We start from the raw sequence: 15,609 nt of genomic DNA, 5'->3' as shown, positions 1-15,609 counted from the left end.
GCGCGCGGCGTGCCGGAGCGCTCATTCTTACGGTTCAGGTGGTCAGGGTCTGCCTGAGCCAGTCGACCATCGTGGGCAGGACTTCGGGGAGCTTGGAGATGGCGCAGTGTCCCGTGCCGGGGACGAGTTCGACCCGGGTGTCACGGCGGCCCTGGAAAACGAGGGTGTCGTGCTGGGGGACATGGACGTCGTCGGTGCCGTTGATGACGAGCATCGGGGCGTGAACGTCCTGGTCGAGCAGCGGGCGCAGGTTGAAGCGGGCGAATGCGTCGGACTGCTCCTCCGGGTTCGGGGGCCGGTCGAAGCCGAGCGCGTTGCCGACGATTCCCTCCATGCCGAATGCGAACCCGCGGCCGGGTGCGAACGAAGCCTCCACGGGGCCGCCGAGTACCACGGAGGCGTCCACCGCGCCCGAGAGGCCGGTGCGGGCCGAGTAGTAGCCGCCCATGGAGATGCCGAGGTGCGCCACCTTGCCGTTGCCGAGCCTGCGGGCCTCGGTGATCAGGCCCTCGATGATTTCGGTGCCGCCGTCGTGAGTCATGGGGAGGTGGCTGGTCTCGCCCGTGCCGGCGAGGTCGAAGGTGACGATCCGGGTACGGGACTGAAGTGCGAGTGGCACCCACAGCGGATGGAGGTCCATCTTCCAGGAGTCCACTCCTCCGCTCGCGAGTGTGACGGGTGCGTCGGCGGGCAGGCCGGGTGCGGCCAGGACATGAATCGCGACCCGGGCCGTGCCGCCCTGGTGGGGGACTGTGAGGACCCGGCGCTCGAAGTCCACCGGGAAGCCGGTCGAGGCCAGTTCGTACTGCTCGGCCTGCCGGGCCAGCGCGGTGCGCTTGGGCTCGTCGGCCAGCGTGGGGAACTTCGCCCAGCCGTAGGCGAGCGCCGTCAGGTCGTGCCGGCCTGCGGCGGCGTAGCGGGCGGCGAGCTGCGACCACTCGTGGACCCAGCCGGCCGGTGCGTCCGGCCACATGTCCTTGATCGTGGCGCGGGTCGCGTCGACGTCCTGGGCGGGCAGTCCGAAGCCGAGCATCTGCGGATAGCGCTCGGTGAACAGATCACGCGGATCCAGCGGCCATACGTACGACATGTCGAACTCCTAACGCGGCAGCGTCACCGCGGGTGAAGCTAAAAGCATGAAATCTTGCGTTAAGAACCATGACTCACGCCGACGATAAAAGCAAGAAACTTGGCGTTAATATGGATGTGAGGAGTGATGCACATGACCGAGGACGAGATCCGGCGCCGCCCTGGCGGCCGGGGCGCACGTGTCCGCCAAGCCGTGCTCGACGCTGCTGTGGAGGCACTGGTCGAGAACGGCGTGAACAGGCTCAGCTTTGCCGATGTCGCCGCTCGGGCCGAGGTGAACGAGACCTCCGTCTACCGGCGTTGGCGCACGCGGGAGAATCTGATCACCGACGCGCTGCTCGCCGTCAGCGACCGGCGTGTACCGGTGCCGGACACCGGTTCGGTGCGCGAGGACCTGTACCTCTTCGCCACCTCGGTGGTGGAGTACCTCAACAGCCCCCTCGGCAGAGCCCTCGCCCGCGCGGCCGTGATCACGGTGGAGGATCCGGAACTGGCCGCGGCCCGCGAAGTGTTCTGGCAGTCGAGGATCCAGTTGGCGGCCACGATGATCGAACGCGGAATCGACCGGGGGGAACTCCGGACCGGGGTGAATCCGCGCGTGGCCCTCGAAGCCCTGATCGCCCCCCTTCACAGCAGGGTGCTGCTGACCCGGGAGCCCCTTGACGAAGATCTGCCGCGCGTCCTGGCCGACCTGGTCCTGGACGGGCTGGGGGCTCCATGACCCTGGTCGTCGGCAGTCGCTGACTCCTCGCCCGGCTCAGGTAGCCACGCCATACTGGGCCGCGGCGGGAACAGAGAGGCGGAACGGTGATGCAACAGCACGCGGATTACGACGTCTTGGTCGTCGGAGGCAGCGGGGTGGACACCATTGTCCGCGTCGACTCCCTGCCGGTTCCGCTCGCCGACTCGGTCCATGTCGGGCCGATCGAGGAGTGGCCCGGCCATACCGGAGGGAATGTGGCCCTCGGGACCCGGGCGCTCGGCCTGAACGTCGCGCTGCTCGACTGCATCGGCGACGACTGGACGGGCGCGCAGGTGCGTGAGCGGCTGGCCGCGGGGGATGTGGAGTTCGCCCCGCTGACTTCCTCAGCGGGCACCCGCCGCGCGGTCAATCTGGTGGACGCGACCGGACGCCGGATGTCCTTCTACGACGCCCGCGACCCGGCCGACCTGCGGATGCCCCGGGACTTCTACCTTCCCCGGCTGCGGCGCACCCGCCACGTCCACCTCTCCATCATGAATTTCGCGCGCTTCCTCTACGACGACATCGAGGATCTCGGCGTCCCCGTCTCCACGGATCTGCACGACTGGGACGGGCTGGCCGAACACCACCGGGAGTTCGCGCTCCGCTCCGACCTCGTGTTCCTCAGCGCGGCGGGCGCGAGCGAGGATGCCACCGCCCTGATGCTCGAGATCTTCCGCAAGGGCCGCGCGGACACCGTCGTCGTCACGGCGGGGGCAGACGGCTCCTACGTCCTCACCCGGGACGGTGGCTCGGTCCCGCACCACATCCCGGCAGCCGTTCCACCCGCACCGGTGGTGGACTCCAACGGCGCGGGTGACGCCTTCGTCTGCGGCTTCCTCTACGGGAGACTCGCGGGCCGGGACGCCCTGGAATGTGCCCGACTGGGCGCCGTAGCAGGTGCTCACGCCTGCACGGCTCCTGGTTCCACCGCCCTCATTGACCAGGAAACCCTTCTGGCGTCGGATCAGGTCCGGAGCAGGAGTCGGTAGACCTCCGGGCGGGCCCGGACGCCGCGGGCAGCGACCCACCCCACGCGTTGCCCGCGGCGGCAGCCGAAACGATGAAGCGGAAAGCCTAGGTTCCGAGACTCCGGGCGGTGAAGCCCGCGCGATGCGCGAGTGCTGTCAGCTCCTCGGCCCGCGCAGTACGCAGACACACCACCGGATAGCAGTCCGAATCGATGTCGAGAACGGCAAGCGTCGCGCCGACGTCGCGGTAGTGCCGACCGCAGACCTCCAGGAACTCATGGGTCGGCAGGAACATGTCGTCGGCGTCGAACAGCACCCAGGGATCCACGGACGGGCGGGAGGCGAGCCTCCCCAGCTGGGCCCGGATCTCGTCCGGTCCCTCTTTCCAGTCGAACTCCGCGAGCAGCTGGTGCTCGTCGAGGGCATCGACGAGCGCAATCCAGGCGAGGTCCGGGATGGGCTCGTCGATGCCCCGGTCCGCCAGTCGGTCCGCATGGGTTCGCACATAGCGCCCGGGATCGTCGTGGGCGTGCAGTACCCGCTCGGCGACGGCCGGATGTGCAGGCGCCAGAAGCGAGGCCGTTGCTGCCAGAGACGTGCGGACAGCGTCGGTTCCGGACATGGTGTGCACTCCTTCAGCAGCCGTGCGGCTGCGGCCGATAACGGGGTGAGAGCGCGCACTTCGGCGCCCGTGATGAAGCCTGACACAGGGGTATGACAACGGACCTTCCGCAGATCACGCCGACGAGGCGTGATCGGAGCGTGGAGAGACGGGGAGACGGACTGTCAGTGGCTTCGCAGAGAATGTCTTCCATGCTGCAAACGCTGCCCTTGCCATTGCCCGACTCGCTCGTGGACCACCACGGCATCGACCTGTGCGCGCTCTACTCAAAAAGGGTGGGGAGTTCAGGCGTACGACGTTGCGGCCGACGTCCGCCATCAGGGCGATGACGGCGGCTCACGACTCGGCCACCACGATGTAGAGCGTCACCGCCGCAAGGAATGGGCCGCCTGCGAGGTGGTCCAGCCAGCTTCGTGCGCCTTCCTCGGTGAAGTATCCGGCGGCGACGGCGCGTTGTGTGGTGCGCTCCAGACCGAGGACCCTGTCGGCGGCCTGGGCATCTCGGAAGACGGAGGTGACCGGCAGAACCGTGGGTACGGTGAATCCGGCTTCTGCCGACAGCCGGGCGAGCTGCCTGCCGATGCGGGCGTTACGGATGACCTCGTCCGTGACGTACTGGGTGTAGGCGCGCGAGAGACCGCTGTCCGGATGGTCGACAGTGAGGGTGTCCCAGTCGGGCTCGCCCATCACGAGCCGTCCGCCCGGCCGTAGCACGCGGCGGATTTCGTGGAGCGCTTGGACGGGGTCTGTGATGTGTTGCAGTACGCGGTCGGTGCGGGCACGGTCGGCGGTGCGGTCCGGCAGCGGCAGGTCGTGGATGTCGCCGCGCCGAACCGTGACGGTGTGCAGGTCGCGGGTACGTTGCTCGGCGGTGTCGACCGTGGCCTGGTCGTGGTCGACACCGATCACCTGGCCTGTCGCGGTGACGGCCCCGGCGAGCGCGCCGAGATCGGTGCCGGGACCGCAGCCGAGGTCGAGGACCGTGTGCCCGGGCCGGAGTTCGAGTGCGTCGAGCATGCGGCTCTTGTAGGCGCGGCCCAGGTCGGTCGCTGCAAGCCGGTCGAGGTAGACGACGGAGTCGGGGGCGAGGGTCTCGAATGCCGATGACGTCATGGGTGCCAGTCAATCAGTCGCCGGCAGGGATGTGCGGACGGTGTCGGCCAGCGCCACCGGGTCGCCCGTGGGCTTCACCGGGTAGCTCCTGCGCTCCAGGTTCCAGGCGTTGTCCCGCTCGAACCAGTCGATCGCGGCCGGCGGCTGCCCGGTCACCAGGGCCGTGTCGAGGGAGTCGAGGTAGAGCGTCCAGCGCTTGGCATAGAAGTCGCGGACCAGGCCGGACCATTCGCGGTTCGCGTAGTCGCGCAGCCCGCCGGACTCGCTGCCGGACCGATGGCCCCAGGTGGTGAGGATCGAGCGGGCGTCGAATTCCGCGGCGGCCCGCTCGGTATCGGTGCTGCCCCAGGACCTGGCGTCCTTGAGCCAGGGCCCCAGCATGAACCGCCGGTCGGTGGCCAGCAGCCGGTCGAGCAGGGCGAGGTCCTGCTTCCACTCCGTGGTCCGCTGCCGGTACAGGGCGAGGTCCTTCCCCTCGTACGCGGACTTGATCTGTGGCAGCAGCGTACGGCTGCGGTTGGCCAGGGCCTGTCGGGCCACATCCACCACATCGAAGCGGTACGCATCCGACTTCCTCAGACCGGGGGCGACTTGGAGCAGCTCCGTGAGCGCCTGCTGCACCGTCGACGCGTCGTACCGCATCGACGACGGGCTCCAGCTGGCCGCCGTGCCGACGGTCAGTCCGGGGCGTGCGGTGAAGAGGCTGTCCTGGGACTCGCTCCAGGTGCCGGACGGAGTGCTGTAGGGGCCGGTCCGCAACAGTTCCCACGCCTTGGCGGCATGCGGGTCGGCGCCTCCGTAACGTCGTTCGGCGTAGTCGGCGAACCAGGCCGAGTGGTCCAACGGGGCTTTGCGCCAGGCGAGTTCGGTGAAGAGCTCGTACGCGACGGGGTTGCCGCCGGTGCCTTCCGGCAGATACGCGATTCCCCGGAGCGCACTGTCCGGTTTTGTACGCCACTCATTGAACCGGGCTGTCCAGACAGCGGTGTTGGCCCCGATCGTGGTGTGGCCGCCGAAGTTGGGGATCGTCCCGAAGGCATAGGGGGCGCCGTGCCAGGCGGCCTCGCGGTCCAGGCCGTTGTAGCGGTCGGCGAGGCCGTCGACGATGAAGAGCTTGCTCTTGTCGACCGCGTCGATGAGCTGCGTGGAGGGGTTGTTCTGCCAGCCGAGCAGGACCCAGGTGGCACCCGGGTGGGCGGTCTGCAGGGCGTTCATGACGGCCTTGGCCGCGTCCCCGATGGGCACGTTGCCCGGCCTGCCGCCTTCGTGCAGCAGATCCATCTTGTACATGGCGGAGTCCCCGAACAGCTTGCGCTGGTGACGGTAGAAGGCCTCGGCGACCTTCGGGAACATCTCGCTGCGCGGGTCCAGCCAGTCCGGCCGTTCGAAACCGACCCAGCCGCCCTGCGGGACCACGGGGCCGGTGGGGTTGCGGTCCGTGAACCCGGGCGGGACCGTGCCGTAATAGCCGGGCAGGACCGGCGTCATGCCGAGTCGGCGCAGCCGGTCGGCGATCCTGCGGCCGAGAGCGGCGCGCTGATCCAGCAGCTTCTCGCTGACCGGGCCGCCGAACCCGGACATGTTCTGCATCAGCCACCACGGCTGGTGCGCCGGGCCCGGAATCCAGGACGTGAGCTCCTTCTTCGCGTATCCGAACTCCTGGAAGGTGTCGTAGTACACGGCGTCCGCGCCCATCTGCACGAACACCTCGTTGACACCGTGCAGTGCGAGGACGTCGATCTGCTTCTCGTACGAGGCCCAGTTCCGGTACGCACCGGAGTAGCCGTCGTCCGTGTCGTTGAGGGCGAACCGGTGCGGCACCGAAGCGTCCTGGCGGACCGTGCCGGCGGGCGCCGGGAGCCTCCTCGGAAGCTTCGACGTGCTGTCGCCGGGCCAGCCGATGTCCACCTTGGCCGTGTACTTCAGGTACCAGTTGACGCCGCTGAGGAGCACTGCGGGACTGGTGCCCTGGATGCGCACGTGGCCCGTGGTGCCGGAGACGGCGAAGTAGTCACCGGATGCGGGGCGGCTCACCGGCACGAGGTCGAACTGCCCGGCCTGCTGGGGGAGAAGGCGGCGCAGCGCTGCCTCTGCCGGTCCGGAGGCGAAGGCGGGCCTTTGTCCGGGGGCGGCTTCTGCGGGAGCGGCAGGAGTGCTCAGCACCGCGGCCGGCACAGCGAGGGCGGCCGTGCACGCGGCGAACCAGGATCTGAGGCTTCTCAAGGTTTGACCTCGTCCGATGAAGGGATGCGGGGGCTTGCCGGAGGACATGGTGCGGACGCGCATGAGACTTACTAACGGAGCATTCGTTAATATGGGTGGCGTCTGCCGCGGTCGTCAAGAGCGCCGACAGCCCGGCTTCTCGAAGCGCTGGGTACAGTGCCGACAGCACGGTCGGGCAAGGGAGTTGACGCACATATGCCAGTCCGGAAATCAGCGGCCACCGGTCCGCACGTCCTGCGCCGGATGAACGTCGCCGCGGTCCTGGCCGCACTGCGGGAGGGGGACGCGCCCACCGCCCGCGTCACCGACCTGGCCTCACGCACCGGACTCTCACGGCCCGCGGTGACCAGGGCCCTGACCGAACTGAGGGACTGCGGCCTGGTGGAGTTCACCGCGGCCGCCGGGCCGCAGCAACTCGGCCGTCCCGCTCAGTACGCCAGGTTCCGTGCCGAGTCGGGACATGTCGCCGGCGTCGACATCGGTCCGCACAAGGTGCTGGTGATGATCGCGGACCTGGCAGGTCAGGTGGTGGCCACCCATCGTGCAGCCGTGGACGGGGGAGCGGCCGGGCCGCAGCTCTTCGCCACCGTCCGCGCCGCACTGACGGCGGCAGCGGCCGAGGCGGGCGTGCCGCTGTCGAGCCTGTGGGCGGTGAGTACGGGCACCCCGGGCATCGTCGACCGTGAGCGGGGCGAGGTGCTGCTCGCTCCCAGCATTCCCGACTGGGCCGGGCTGCCCGCGGTTTCGCTGCTGCGCGACTGGCTGCACTGCCCGGTGTCCATCGACAACGACGTCAACCTCGCAGTGCTCGCCGAGCGCTGGCGCGGAGCCGCGGCCCCCGCCGAAGCGGGCAGCGGCGATGACACCGGTGTGTGCACCGACTGCCTGGTCTTCGTCCAGTGGGGGCGGCGTATCGGCACCGGCATCGTCATCAACGGCCGGCCCTACCGGGGGAATTCGGCCGCCGCCGGTGAACTGGGCTTCGTCGACCTCGTCAGTGACCCCGAACCCCCTTCCGGACCGCGACCGGCCGACGGCATGGGGCCTTTCGAGCGGCTCGTCGGCGCCGAGGCCATTCACCGGATGGCCCTGGAGGCCGGCGCTCCCGTCGGCGACGCCCATGACGTTGCGCCGCTCTTCGCAGCGGCCGAGGCGGGGGACCGGGTCGCCGTCGAGGTGGTGGAGCGCGTGGCCGCCCGGTTCGCCCGAGGGCTCGCCGTACTTCTGCTGGTTCTCGATCCGGGCCGGGTCATCATCGGCGGCGGGGTGTCGCGAGCGGGGGAGGTCCTGCTCGGCGCTGTGCGCAGGCATCTGCGATCGCACACCCTGGTGCCGGTCGAGCTGAACGCATCGGTGCTCGGCGAACGAGCCGTTGCGATGGGCGCGGTGCGCCATGCCCTGGACGTCGCTGAAGAACGCGTGACAAGAACACACCAAGGTGTCACGTAGCAGCGAGGGGGGGTGGTGTACCGCGAGGGCCGGGATCACGTCAACAGCCTCGTTCACCCGGACGGCAGGCCTGCGTCACTCTGCTGCTGTCCGGGCCGCGACATCACTGCCGGCCCCGGAAACGCTGAGTCCGGCGTCTCTCCCTCGCGCGGGGCGCCTGATCTCGCCGCCGCCGGTGCCGTTCGTTGCCAGGAGACCGTGATGGATCTGTATCTGACAGACAAAGTGGCCGTGGTCACCGGCGCCGGCAGGGGCATCGGCTTCGCCGTGACGCAGGCGCTCGCCGACGAAGGCGTGCGTGTGGTCGCCGCATCCCGCACCCCCACCGAACCCCTGTCCGACCTGGCGGCGCGCAAGGACGTTCACTTCGTGCAGGTGGACCTCACCGATCCCGACGGCCCCGCGCTACCGGTCGCGGAAGCGGTCGCCCGGTTCGGCGGGCTGGACATCCTGGTCAACAACGTCGGGGCCGTACGCCCGCGAGCGGGCGGCTTCCTGTCCGTCGGCGACGACGACTGGACCTGGGCCCTGACGGTCAACTTCCTCACCGCGGTCCGCACCACGCGCGCCGCCCTGCCACACCTGGTCAAGAGCGGCTCGGGCTCCATCGTCACGGTCAGCTCGGTCACCGCCTCCCTGCCCGACCCCTCGGTCATCGACTACTGCGCGAGCAAGGCCGCGCTGACCAACTTCTCCAAGGCCCTGTCCAAGGAGGCCGGCCCGCACGGGGTACGGGTGAACACCGTCAGCCCCGGACCCGTTGCTACGGATCTCTGGCTGGGGGAGGGAGGCATCGCGGCCACCGTCGCAGCGGCCGACGGCACCGCACCGGACGCCGTCGCCCAGGGGTTCGCGGCTCAGGCGGTGACAGGGAGGTTCACCCGGCCGGAAGAAGTCGCCGATCTGGTACTGCTGCTGGCGAGCAGCCGTTCGGGCAACGTCACCGGATCGGACTTCGTCATCGACGGAGGGCTGATCACGACCTTGTGACGGGAGTCCCCGGCCCGGTACCGATGCCCTTCACTTGCGACGGTGTCACCGAATTGATGAAGCTATTCATGCCTGACCACCGAAATCTGTACGGGTCCGGGTTTTCGTGGACGAGGCCCCTGAACGGGAACGGGGCATCGCATGCGACAACCACTCGGCCGACGCGCCCTGCTGCTCGGCACCGGTGGACTGCTCGCGGGATCCACAGGCTGCTCGGCAACCTCCCGGACAGCCGCCGGCTCGTCCACGTCCGTATCCCCGTCCGCGCCGCTGTCCCCGCTCGCGTCCTTGCCCGCGACCAAGGCATGGCGCCCCGACCGCGGCGACGTGGACCCCGCCGTGAAGCTGCGCGCCGTACAGGTGGTGGAGGCGATCGGTGCGTGGCCCGCCGGGCAGGGCGGTGCGGCGGCGGCGAGAAGACGGGTGGCCGCGCTGGGGGCGGCCCCGTCGCTGGTGGACCGGGCGGGTCCGCTGCGGCCCGACGCGGGCGAGGCCGCGCTCCAGGTGATCGACGCGCAGTACGGCGGGATTCTGGCGGACACTGCCAGTGTGCTGGTGGTGTGCCGGCAATGGACCCCCGGGCATGCGGGCGGAACGACCGTCGACGTACGGCTGAGCCGGGCGCGGCCCCGCTGGGAGGTCACCGCGCTCCACCCAGGCCGTCCCGGCGCCGCCGCGGCGGCGCTGCCCACGGCGGCGCGGCGGGTGCTGGACAACCCGCGGATCGGCCTGCCGCCCGCGGCGGAGGCGGACATCCGCAGTGGGCGCATCCATCCGGCCGTGCTAAGGGCCCTGCTGCGACTGGCCGGTACGTACAGGATGGACGTCACCGTGTTCCGCTCCGGGCATCCGTTGTACGTGTTCGGCACCGACCGGCCCAGTGATCATCCACCCGGCCGGGCCTTCGACGTATGGCGGATCGACGGGCACAAGGTCGTCGATCCGGCCACTCCGCACCGGTTGACCGAGTCGTTCATGCGGGATGCGGCGGCGGCCGGCTCGTACAACGTCGGCGGACCGATCCAGCTCTCCGGGGGTGCGACGGCGAATCAGTTCTTCACCGACAACACCCATCACGACCATGTGCACGTGGGATTCGCGAGCTGACGCCCTGTTTCCGGCGCCCTGCCGGTGTACGTACCCCGGCAAGGTGCCGGAATCAGGCGGAAAGTGGGGCTGTGGGCAGGGGGCGGGCCTGCCTAGGCTCGACCCTATGCGTGTACTTTTCGCCTCGACCAGCGGATCGGGCCACTTCCACCCACTCGTCCCCTTCATCGACACGTGCACGGCACGGGGCGACGACGTCCTCGTCGTCGCGCCGCCGGGACTCGAAGCCTTACTGGCGGCCCGGGAACAGCCGTACCGCATCGGAGGGGAGCCGCCCGACGAGGAGCTCGGGCCGGTGACGGCGCGCGTGCTGGAGCAGCCCCCGGGCGACGGCGTGTCCATGATGGTCAGCGAGGTGTTCGGCCGGCTGTGCACCGCTGCGATGCTTCCCGCCCTGGAGGAGACCTGCCGCGAGTGGCGGCCCGACCTCGTGCTGCACGAGGCGTACGAGTTCGCGTCGGTCGTGGCCGCCGAGCGTCATGGAATCCCGCACGCCCAGGTCGCCGTCTCCGCTGCGCAGTTCACCCGGTCCACTGACGCACTGCTGAGACCCGTGCTCGACTCGTACGGCCCCGGCATCGCGGAACGGCTCCGCGCGTCCCCGTATCTGACGCGCCTGCCGGCTTCCCTGGACCCCTCGCCCTATGCCGTGACCCACCGCTACCACGAACCCTTTCGGCCGGGAGTACTGCCGGACTGGTGGGGCGGAGTCGAGGAACCGCTCGTCTACCTCACCCTCGGCACCGCGGCGGGCGCCATGCCGTCCGCCACCGGCCTGTACCGGGCGGTGCTGGAGGCGGTGAGCGCACTGCCGGTGCGCGTACTGCTCACGACGGGGCACGGCACCGATGTGTCGGGGCTCGGGCCGATTCCGCCCAACGTCCATGTGGAGGCGTGGGTGCCGCAGGCCGATGTCCTGGGCAGCGCCGCCGTCGTGGTCTGCCACGGCGGGTCGGGGACGGTCTTCGGCGCCCTGGCGGCAGGCGTCCCGGTGGTCTGCGTCCCCCTCTTCGCCGACCAGCCCGTGAACGCCCGGCTGGTGACCGAGGCAGGCGCGGGGAGAACCGTCATCCCGGCCGTGGGACCGGCGTACGAGCCGGCGGTGCTCGGACCCGATGAAGTTTCCCGTATCCGGTCGGCCGTCGAACCGGTACTCAAGGAACCCTCGTACCGGGCGCGGGCCGAGAGCCTGGCCGACGAGATGCGGGCCACTGCCACGGGCAGGGAACTGATCGGCACCCTCGAACCGCGTTCCTGAGCCACAACAGCCACAGCTCCGCCATCGGCACGTCCGTACGGTGGGGTTCGGTGCGCCGAGGCGCTGTGGCGGCGTACAGGCGGGCATGGGAAGGAGATGGCACGAGTATCCGAACCCGTGATCAAGCTCGTCCGGCGTACGACCGAGCCTGTCGGAGCGCAGACCCTGCGTTCCACGGCAGCGTCCGTCATCGCCTACGTCGTGGCAGTGTGGACCCTTCCGCATCCGGCACCGCTCACGGCACCGCTCACCGCACTCCTCGTCGTACAGGTCACCCTCTACGCGACCCTCACCACGGGGATTCGCCGGGTGAACTCCGTCATCGTCGGGGTGCTCATCGCCAGTGCGCTCAGCTCCCTGGTGGGACTCAGCTGGTGGAGCCTCGGACTGACGATCTTCGCCTCGCTGATCATCGGGCGGCTGGTGCGGGTCGACGAGTTCGTACCCGAGGTGGCGATCAGCGCGATGCTCGTACTGGGCGTCTCGCAGGTCGCCTCCACAGCCTGGGACCGCGTGCTGGAGACACTGATCGGCGCGGGCGTGGGACTGCTGTTCAACCTGCTCTTCGCGCCACCCGTGTGGGTGCAGTCGGCGGGCGCCTCCATCGACAGTCTGGCCCGCGCAATGGGACAGATGTTCCGTGCGATGGGAGAGGACGTGGGCGGTCACATCTCCGTCCAGCGGGCGGCCGACCGGCTCCACGAAGCGCGCCGGCTGGACCATGACATCGTGGAGGTCGACGCCTCGCTGCGGCAGGCCGAAGAAGGCCTCACCCTCAACCCGAGGGTCCGGCAAGGGCTGCTGTACCGCGTCGTGCTGCGTACCGGTCTGGACACCCTGGAGATCTGCGCCGTGGTGCTGCGGGTGCTGTCACGCACCCTGACGGACCTGGCCAAGGCCCGTACCGAGGAGACGCTGTTCCCCGCCGACGTGGCCGAATCCCTCACGGAGCTGTTCGGACAGATGGCCGGTGCCATCGAGAGCTTCTCGGAGTTGATCACCACCCCGGTCGCGGAGAACGGCGAGGAGGCGGAGGACCGGCTCGCCCGCGCACTCTCCGGCAGCCGCGCGACCAGGGACCGGGTGGCGCACCTGCTCCTCGAAGACGTTCAGGAACATCCAAGACAGTGGCAGTTGCACGGTGCGCTGCTGGCCGAGGTCGACCGGATTCTGGACGAGCTCGACATCGACAAGCGCACGGAACGCCTGGGCAAGGAGCTCGACCGGCGCTCGGCGCAACTGCACGAACGCCATCCCTGGCTGCGTGCCGTATCGCGCCGGCTGCGAGGCGGCCGGACCTGAAGCGGAGCGGGCCGATGGCGTCACCCGGGGGCCGGAAGCCGTTCGATGGCGACCAGCGCCGCATCGTCGCCCAGGCGGCCGCCGGCGTGGCGGACAAGGTCGGCACACAGAGATTCCAGCAGGGAGTTTGGAGCCTGCCCGCACCGCGATGCGGCCCGTTCCGGGAGCGGATAGAAAGCCCCTGACCGGTCCCGGGACTCGATGACACCGTCGGTGTACAGAAGCAGGGTGTCGCCGACGTCGAAGGCGAACGTCTCCGCCGTGTGTTCGGTGACCAGCAGGTGCGTCAGACCGAGCGGCGGGGCGGGCGCTCGTACTTTGAGCGGGATCGCCTCTCCCGCGCGCAGCAGGAGCGGCGGTGGATGACCACAGCTGACCAGCTGGAGCTCGCCGACGGTATCGGGGATATCGAGAAAGGCCGCGGTGACGAAGGACTCCGCAAGGTCCTGATCGTCGTCGCCGTCCCCGCCTTCGTGAACGGTGCCGTTCTCGTCCAGCGCGATACTCGCCTCCAGATGCGCCACCAGATCGGGCAGCTGCGACTCCTGGCGGGAAAGAGCGTGGAAGGCGCCCAGGACGCTGGCTGCCTCGCCGATCGCGGCCAGTCCCTTACCGCGTACATCACCGATGATCATGCGGGTTCCGTCGGTGGTGCGGGCGGCCGCGTACAGGTCGCCCCCGATCTGCGCCTCCGCCTCCGCAGCCAGATAGACCGAGGCGATGCGCAGGGGGCCACTGCGCCTGGGCAGCGGCCGCAGCACCACTCGTTGCGCCGCCTCGGCCACCGAACGCAGCTGGGTCACCGCCTGCTCGTTCTGTTGTCTCAGATGGGCGAAGAAGGTGACGAAGACGGAGATGATGACGAGCGCGATGATCTGGTAGGTGTGATTGAGGTCGTTGAGACTGGTGCGCGTGATGGCCACCACGGACTGGGCCAGCACGGCGACCGCACAGACGAAAGCGGTCATGCGCGGCCCGGTGAACGAGGCCGCCACCGCGGGCGCCGCCACCAGGAACGGGCCGAGATGGACCTCCGGTGGCGCCATGATGTCCACGGCCGTGACGAGGGCGATCAGCGCGAACGGTATCGCCACGAGTGTGTTCCTGCGCTTTCGGGACTCGCGGAACGACTGCAGCAACCACCGGGAAGCCATGCTTCCGGGATACCTCAACCGGTCCGCCACCGCTCCTCGTGCGGCTGATCGGCCCCGACCGGCACATCCGCCCCGTCACTCTGTGTTGCGCAGCACCCACTCGGACAGTCGGCCGTTTTCACTGCCCCGCTTCTCGTGTCGCGCTGTTCGGGCCGGGCCTGGCAACGCTGAGCCCACCAACCGCTCACTCGACGAAGAGAGAACAGCATGACGGGCTCAGCCTTCCTCACCCCGCGGGTACGGATACGTGGGCGTCGCGCGCGGACCGTCGCCGTGGTGCTCACCACGGCCGCCCTTGCCGCGGCCGCCGGACCCGCCACGGCCGACGGCGGTGCCGAGCCGGCCGGCGCCAGGCCCACGGTGGTGGTAGTACACGGCGCGTTCGCCGATGCCTCGGGCTGGAACGGTGTGGTGGAACGCGTGCAGCGTGACGGGTACAAGGTCATGGCCCCGGCCAATCCGCTGCGCGGGCTCGCCGGTGACTCCGCGTACATAGCCAGCGTGCTGACGAGCATCAGGGGCCCGATCGTGCCGGCCGGGCATTCCTACGGCGGTGCGGTGATCAGCAGCGCTGCCGCGGGGAACCCGCAAGTGAAGTCGCTGGTGTTCGTGTCCGCGCTCATGCCGGACAAGGGGGAGAGGCTGTCGGATCTGAGCGCGAAGTTCGCGGGAAGCGAGCTGAATACGGCTCTGAAGCAGGTGCCGTTCCCGGAGGCCGGCGGCAAGGAGGGGGCCGACCCGTACATCCAGCCCGCCAAATTCCACGACGTCTCGCGGCGGACGTGCCGTCGGGCACCACAGCCCTGATGGCCGCCACCCAGCGCCCCGTCAACGGAGCCGCGTTCATGGCCACGGCGGCTGTTTCGGCGGCCTGGAAGCCCATTCCGTCGGTCGCCACCCGGGACAAGGCCATCGCCCCGGATCTCGAACGTTTCGAGGCCAAGCGCGCCAAGTCGCACACCGTCGAGGCCGACTCCTCCCACGTCGCGATGCTGACGCACCCCGATGTCGTCGCCGACCTCATCCGGCAGGCCGCCGGAGACGGAACACCCGCGAAGTCGGCCATGGCCCCGACGGGCACCAGCACCCTCGTCATGGCCTGCCTCGGCGGCCTCGCGGGCGTAACCGTCCTGGCGGGCGCGGGCCTCGTGGCGACGGTCCGGAGGCGCCGGTAACGGCACGTCTACGGAACCAGCCGGGACTCCGACAGGCGGGGCGACGGCGGTGCCGCGCCGTCCAGCGTCGCGGAGTGCAGGGCGGCGTGCTCCTCGCGGGACACGACCGACCGGCCGCCGCGCAGAGTGAGCCGGCGCCCCTGCGGGGTCGTCCAGCGCACCTCGGCGCAGTCGCCGACCACAAGCACCTCGGGATCCGGCACCGGCTCCCCACTCTGCTCCGTATCCACCTCGGGATCCGGTACCGGCTCCCCGCCCGCTTCCGCGCGGTAGACGTAGCTGATCAGATCGATGCCGCCCCGCTCCTCCGTGACCGTGATCCGGTCCCCGTGGGCGTGCGTGACGCGCAGTGGACTGCTCATGTCCCAAGTCTCCCGGGTACGGCTGGAAAGCGCTTACCGCAACCGCGGTCCT

15 protein-coding genes are annotated in these 15,609 nt (G+C 69.8%); 9 read left to right on the top strand and 6 right to left on the bottom strand.

All coding sequences use genetic code 11. The annotated features are described in order from the left end of the window. Positions 1–34 precede the first annotated feature (34 nt). Positions 35–1,090, bottom strand: coding sequence for an alpha/beta hydrolase (locus tag ACGFU7_RS32770; RefSeq protein ID WP_393700679.1), 1,056 nt, complete (start codon positions 1,088–1,090; stop codon positions 35–37). Between the two features lie 132 nt (positions 1,091–1,222). On the opposite strand from ACGFU7_RS32770, the gene ACGFU7_RS32765 reads away from it, so the two are divergent. After that, entirely contained in the window at positions 1,223–1,810 is a 588-nt protein-coding gene (locus tag ACGFU7_RS32765; protein WP_393700677.1) for a TetR/AcrR family transcriptional regulator, read from the top strand. An 89-nt stretch (positions 1,811–1,899) separates the two neighbouring features. Further along, entirely contained in the window at positions 1,900–2,823 is a 924-nt protein-coding gene (locus tag ACGFU7_RS32760) for a carbohydrate kinase family protein (protein WP_393700676.1), read from the top strand. Between the two features lie 85 nt (positions 2,824–2,908). Here ACGFU7_RS32760 and ACGFU7_RS32755 read toward each other — a convergent pair whose 3' ends face one another. From ACGFU7_RS32755 to ACGFU7_RS32745, 3 genes are all read right to left on the bottom strand, one after another. Next, the gene (locus ACGFU7_RS32755; protein WP_393700674.1) at positions 2,909–3,424 is read right to left on the bottom strand and encodes a DUF6630 family protein; all 516 of its coding nucleotides are present in this window, start codon (positions 3,422–3,424) and stop codon (positions 2,909–2,911) included. A 336-nt stretch (positions 3,425–3,760) separates the two neighbouring features. Next, a complete protein-coding gene (locus ACGFU7_RS32750; protein ID WP_393700672.1) occupies positions 3,761–4,537 on the bottom strand; it encodes a methyltransferase domain-containing protein in 777 nt (258 codons plus the stop codon). A gap of 9 nt (positions 4,538–4,546) precedes the next feature. Then, the gene (locus tag ACGFU7_RS32745) at positions 4,547–6,760 is read right to left on the bottom strand and encodes an alpha-N-acetylglucosaminidase (RefSeq protein WP_393700671.1); all 2,214 of its coding nucleotides are present in this window, start codon (positions 6,758–6,760) and stop codon (positions 4,547–4,549) included. Between the two features lie 195 nt (positions 6,761–6,955). Between ACGFU7_RS32745 and ACGFU7_RS32740 the strand changes: the two genes are divergently transcribed. The 5 genes from ACGFU7_RS32740 (at position 6,956) to ACGFU7_RS32720 (ending at position 12,866) form a co-directional block, all read left to right on the top strand. Continuing rightward, entirely contained in the window at positions 6,956–8,209 is a 1,254-nt protein-coding gene (locus tag ACGFU7_RS32740; protein ID WP_393700669.1) for an ROK family transcriptional regulator, read from the top strand. Between the two features lie 201 nt (positions 8,210–8,410). Further along, on the top strand, positions 8,411–9,199 hold the full coding sequence (locus ACGFU7_RS32735) for an SDR family NAD(P)-dependent oxidoreductase (RefSeq protein WP_393700667.1): 789 nt from the start codon (positions 8,411–8,413) through the stop codon (positions 9,197–9,199). A gap of 141 nt (positions 9,200–9,340) precedes the next feature. Beyond that, on the top strand, positions 9,341–10,306 hold the full coding sequence (locus tag ACGFU7_RS32730) for a hypothetical protein (RefSeq protein ID WP_393700666.1): 966 nt from the start codon (positions 9,341–9,343) through the stop codon (positions 10,304–10,306). A 106-nt stretch (positions 10,307–10,412) separates the two neighbouring features. Then, positions 10,413–11,564, top strand: coding sequence for a glycosyltransferase (locus ACGFU7_RS32725; RefSeq protein ID WP_393700664.1), 1,152 nt, complete (start codon positions 10,413–10,415; stop codon positions 11,562–11,564). A gap of 96 nt (positions 11,565–11,660) precedes the next feature. Then, positions 11,661–12,866 carry an aromatic acid exporter family protein gene (locus tag ACGFU7_RS32720; RefSeq protein WP_393700662.1) on the top strand — a complete coding sequence of 402 codons (1,206 nt, stop codon included), beginning with the start codon at positions 11,661–11,663 and terminating at the stop codon, positions 12,864–12,866. A 20-nt stretch (positions 12,867–12,886) separates the two neighbouring features. Here the strand turns inward: ACGFU7_RS32720 and ACGFU7_RS32715 are convergent, their stop codons facing one another. Beyond that, a complete protein-coding gene (locus ACGFU7_RS32715; protein ID WP_393700660.1) occupies positions 12,887–14,020 on the bottom strand; it encodes a PP2C family protein-serine/threonine phosphatase in 1,134 nt (377 codons plus the stop codon). Between the two features lie 207 nt (positions 14,021–14,227). Between ACGFU7_RS32715 and ACGFU7_RS32710 the strand changes: the two genes are divergently transcribed. Both ACGFU7_RS32710 and ACGFU7_RS32705 read left to right on the top strand, forming a co-directional pair. Then, positions 14,228–14,827 carry an alpha/beta fold hydrolase gene (locus ACGFU7_RS32710; RefSeq protein WP_393700659.1) on the top strand — a complete coding sequence of 200 codons (600 nt, stop codon included), beginning with the start codon at positions 14,228–14,230 and terminating at the stop codon, positions 14,825–14,827. Continuing rightward, positions 14,827–15,195, top strand: coding sequence for a hypothetical protein (locus ACGFU7_RS32705; RefSeq protein ID WP_393700657.1), 369 nt, complete (start codon positions 14,827–14,829; stop codon positions 15,193–15,195). Before ACGFU7_RS32710 ends, ACGFU7_RS32705 begins: the two co-directional genes overlap by 1 nt. An 8-nt stretch (positions 15,196–15,203) precedes the next feature. Here the strand turns inward: ACGFU7_RS32705 and ACGFU7_RS32700 are convergent, their stop codons facing one another. After that, positions 15,204–15,557 carry a hypothetical protein gene (locus tag ACGFU7_RS32700; RefSeq protein ID WP_393700655.1) on the bottom strand — a complete coding sequence of 118 codons (354 nt, stop codon included), beginning with the start codon at positions 15,555–15,557 and terminating at the stop codon, positions 15,204–15,206. Positions 15,558–15,609: the final 52 nt, after the last annotated feature.

This window comes from Streptomyces sp. NPDC048473 (assembly GCF_043200155.1).
In the GTDB taxonomy this organism is placed as follows: Bacteria; Actinomycetota; Actinomycetes; order Streptomycetales; family Streptomycetaceae; genus Streptomyces.
This window is presented reverse-complemented; position numbering and strand designations above follow the sequence as displayed.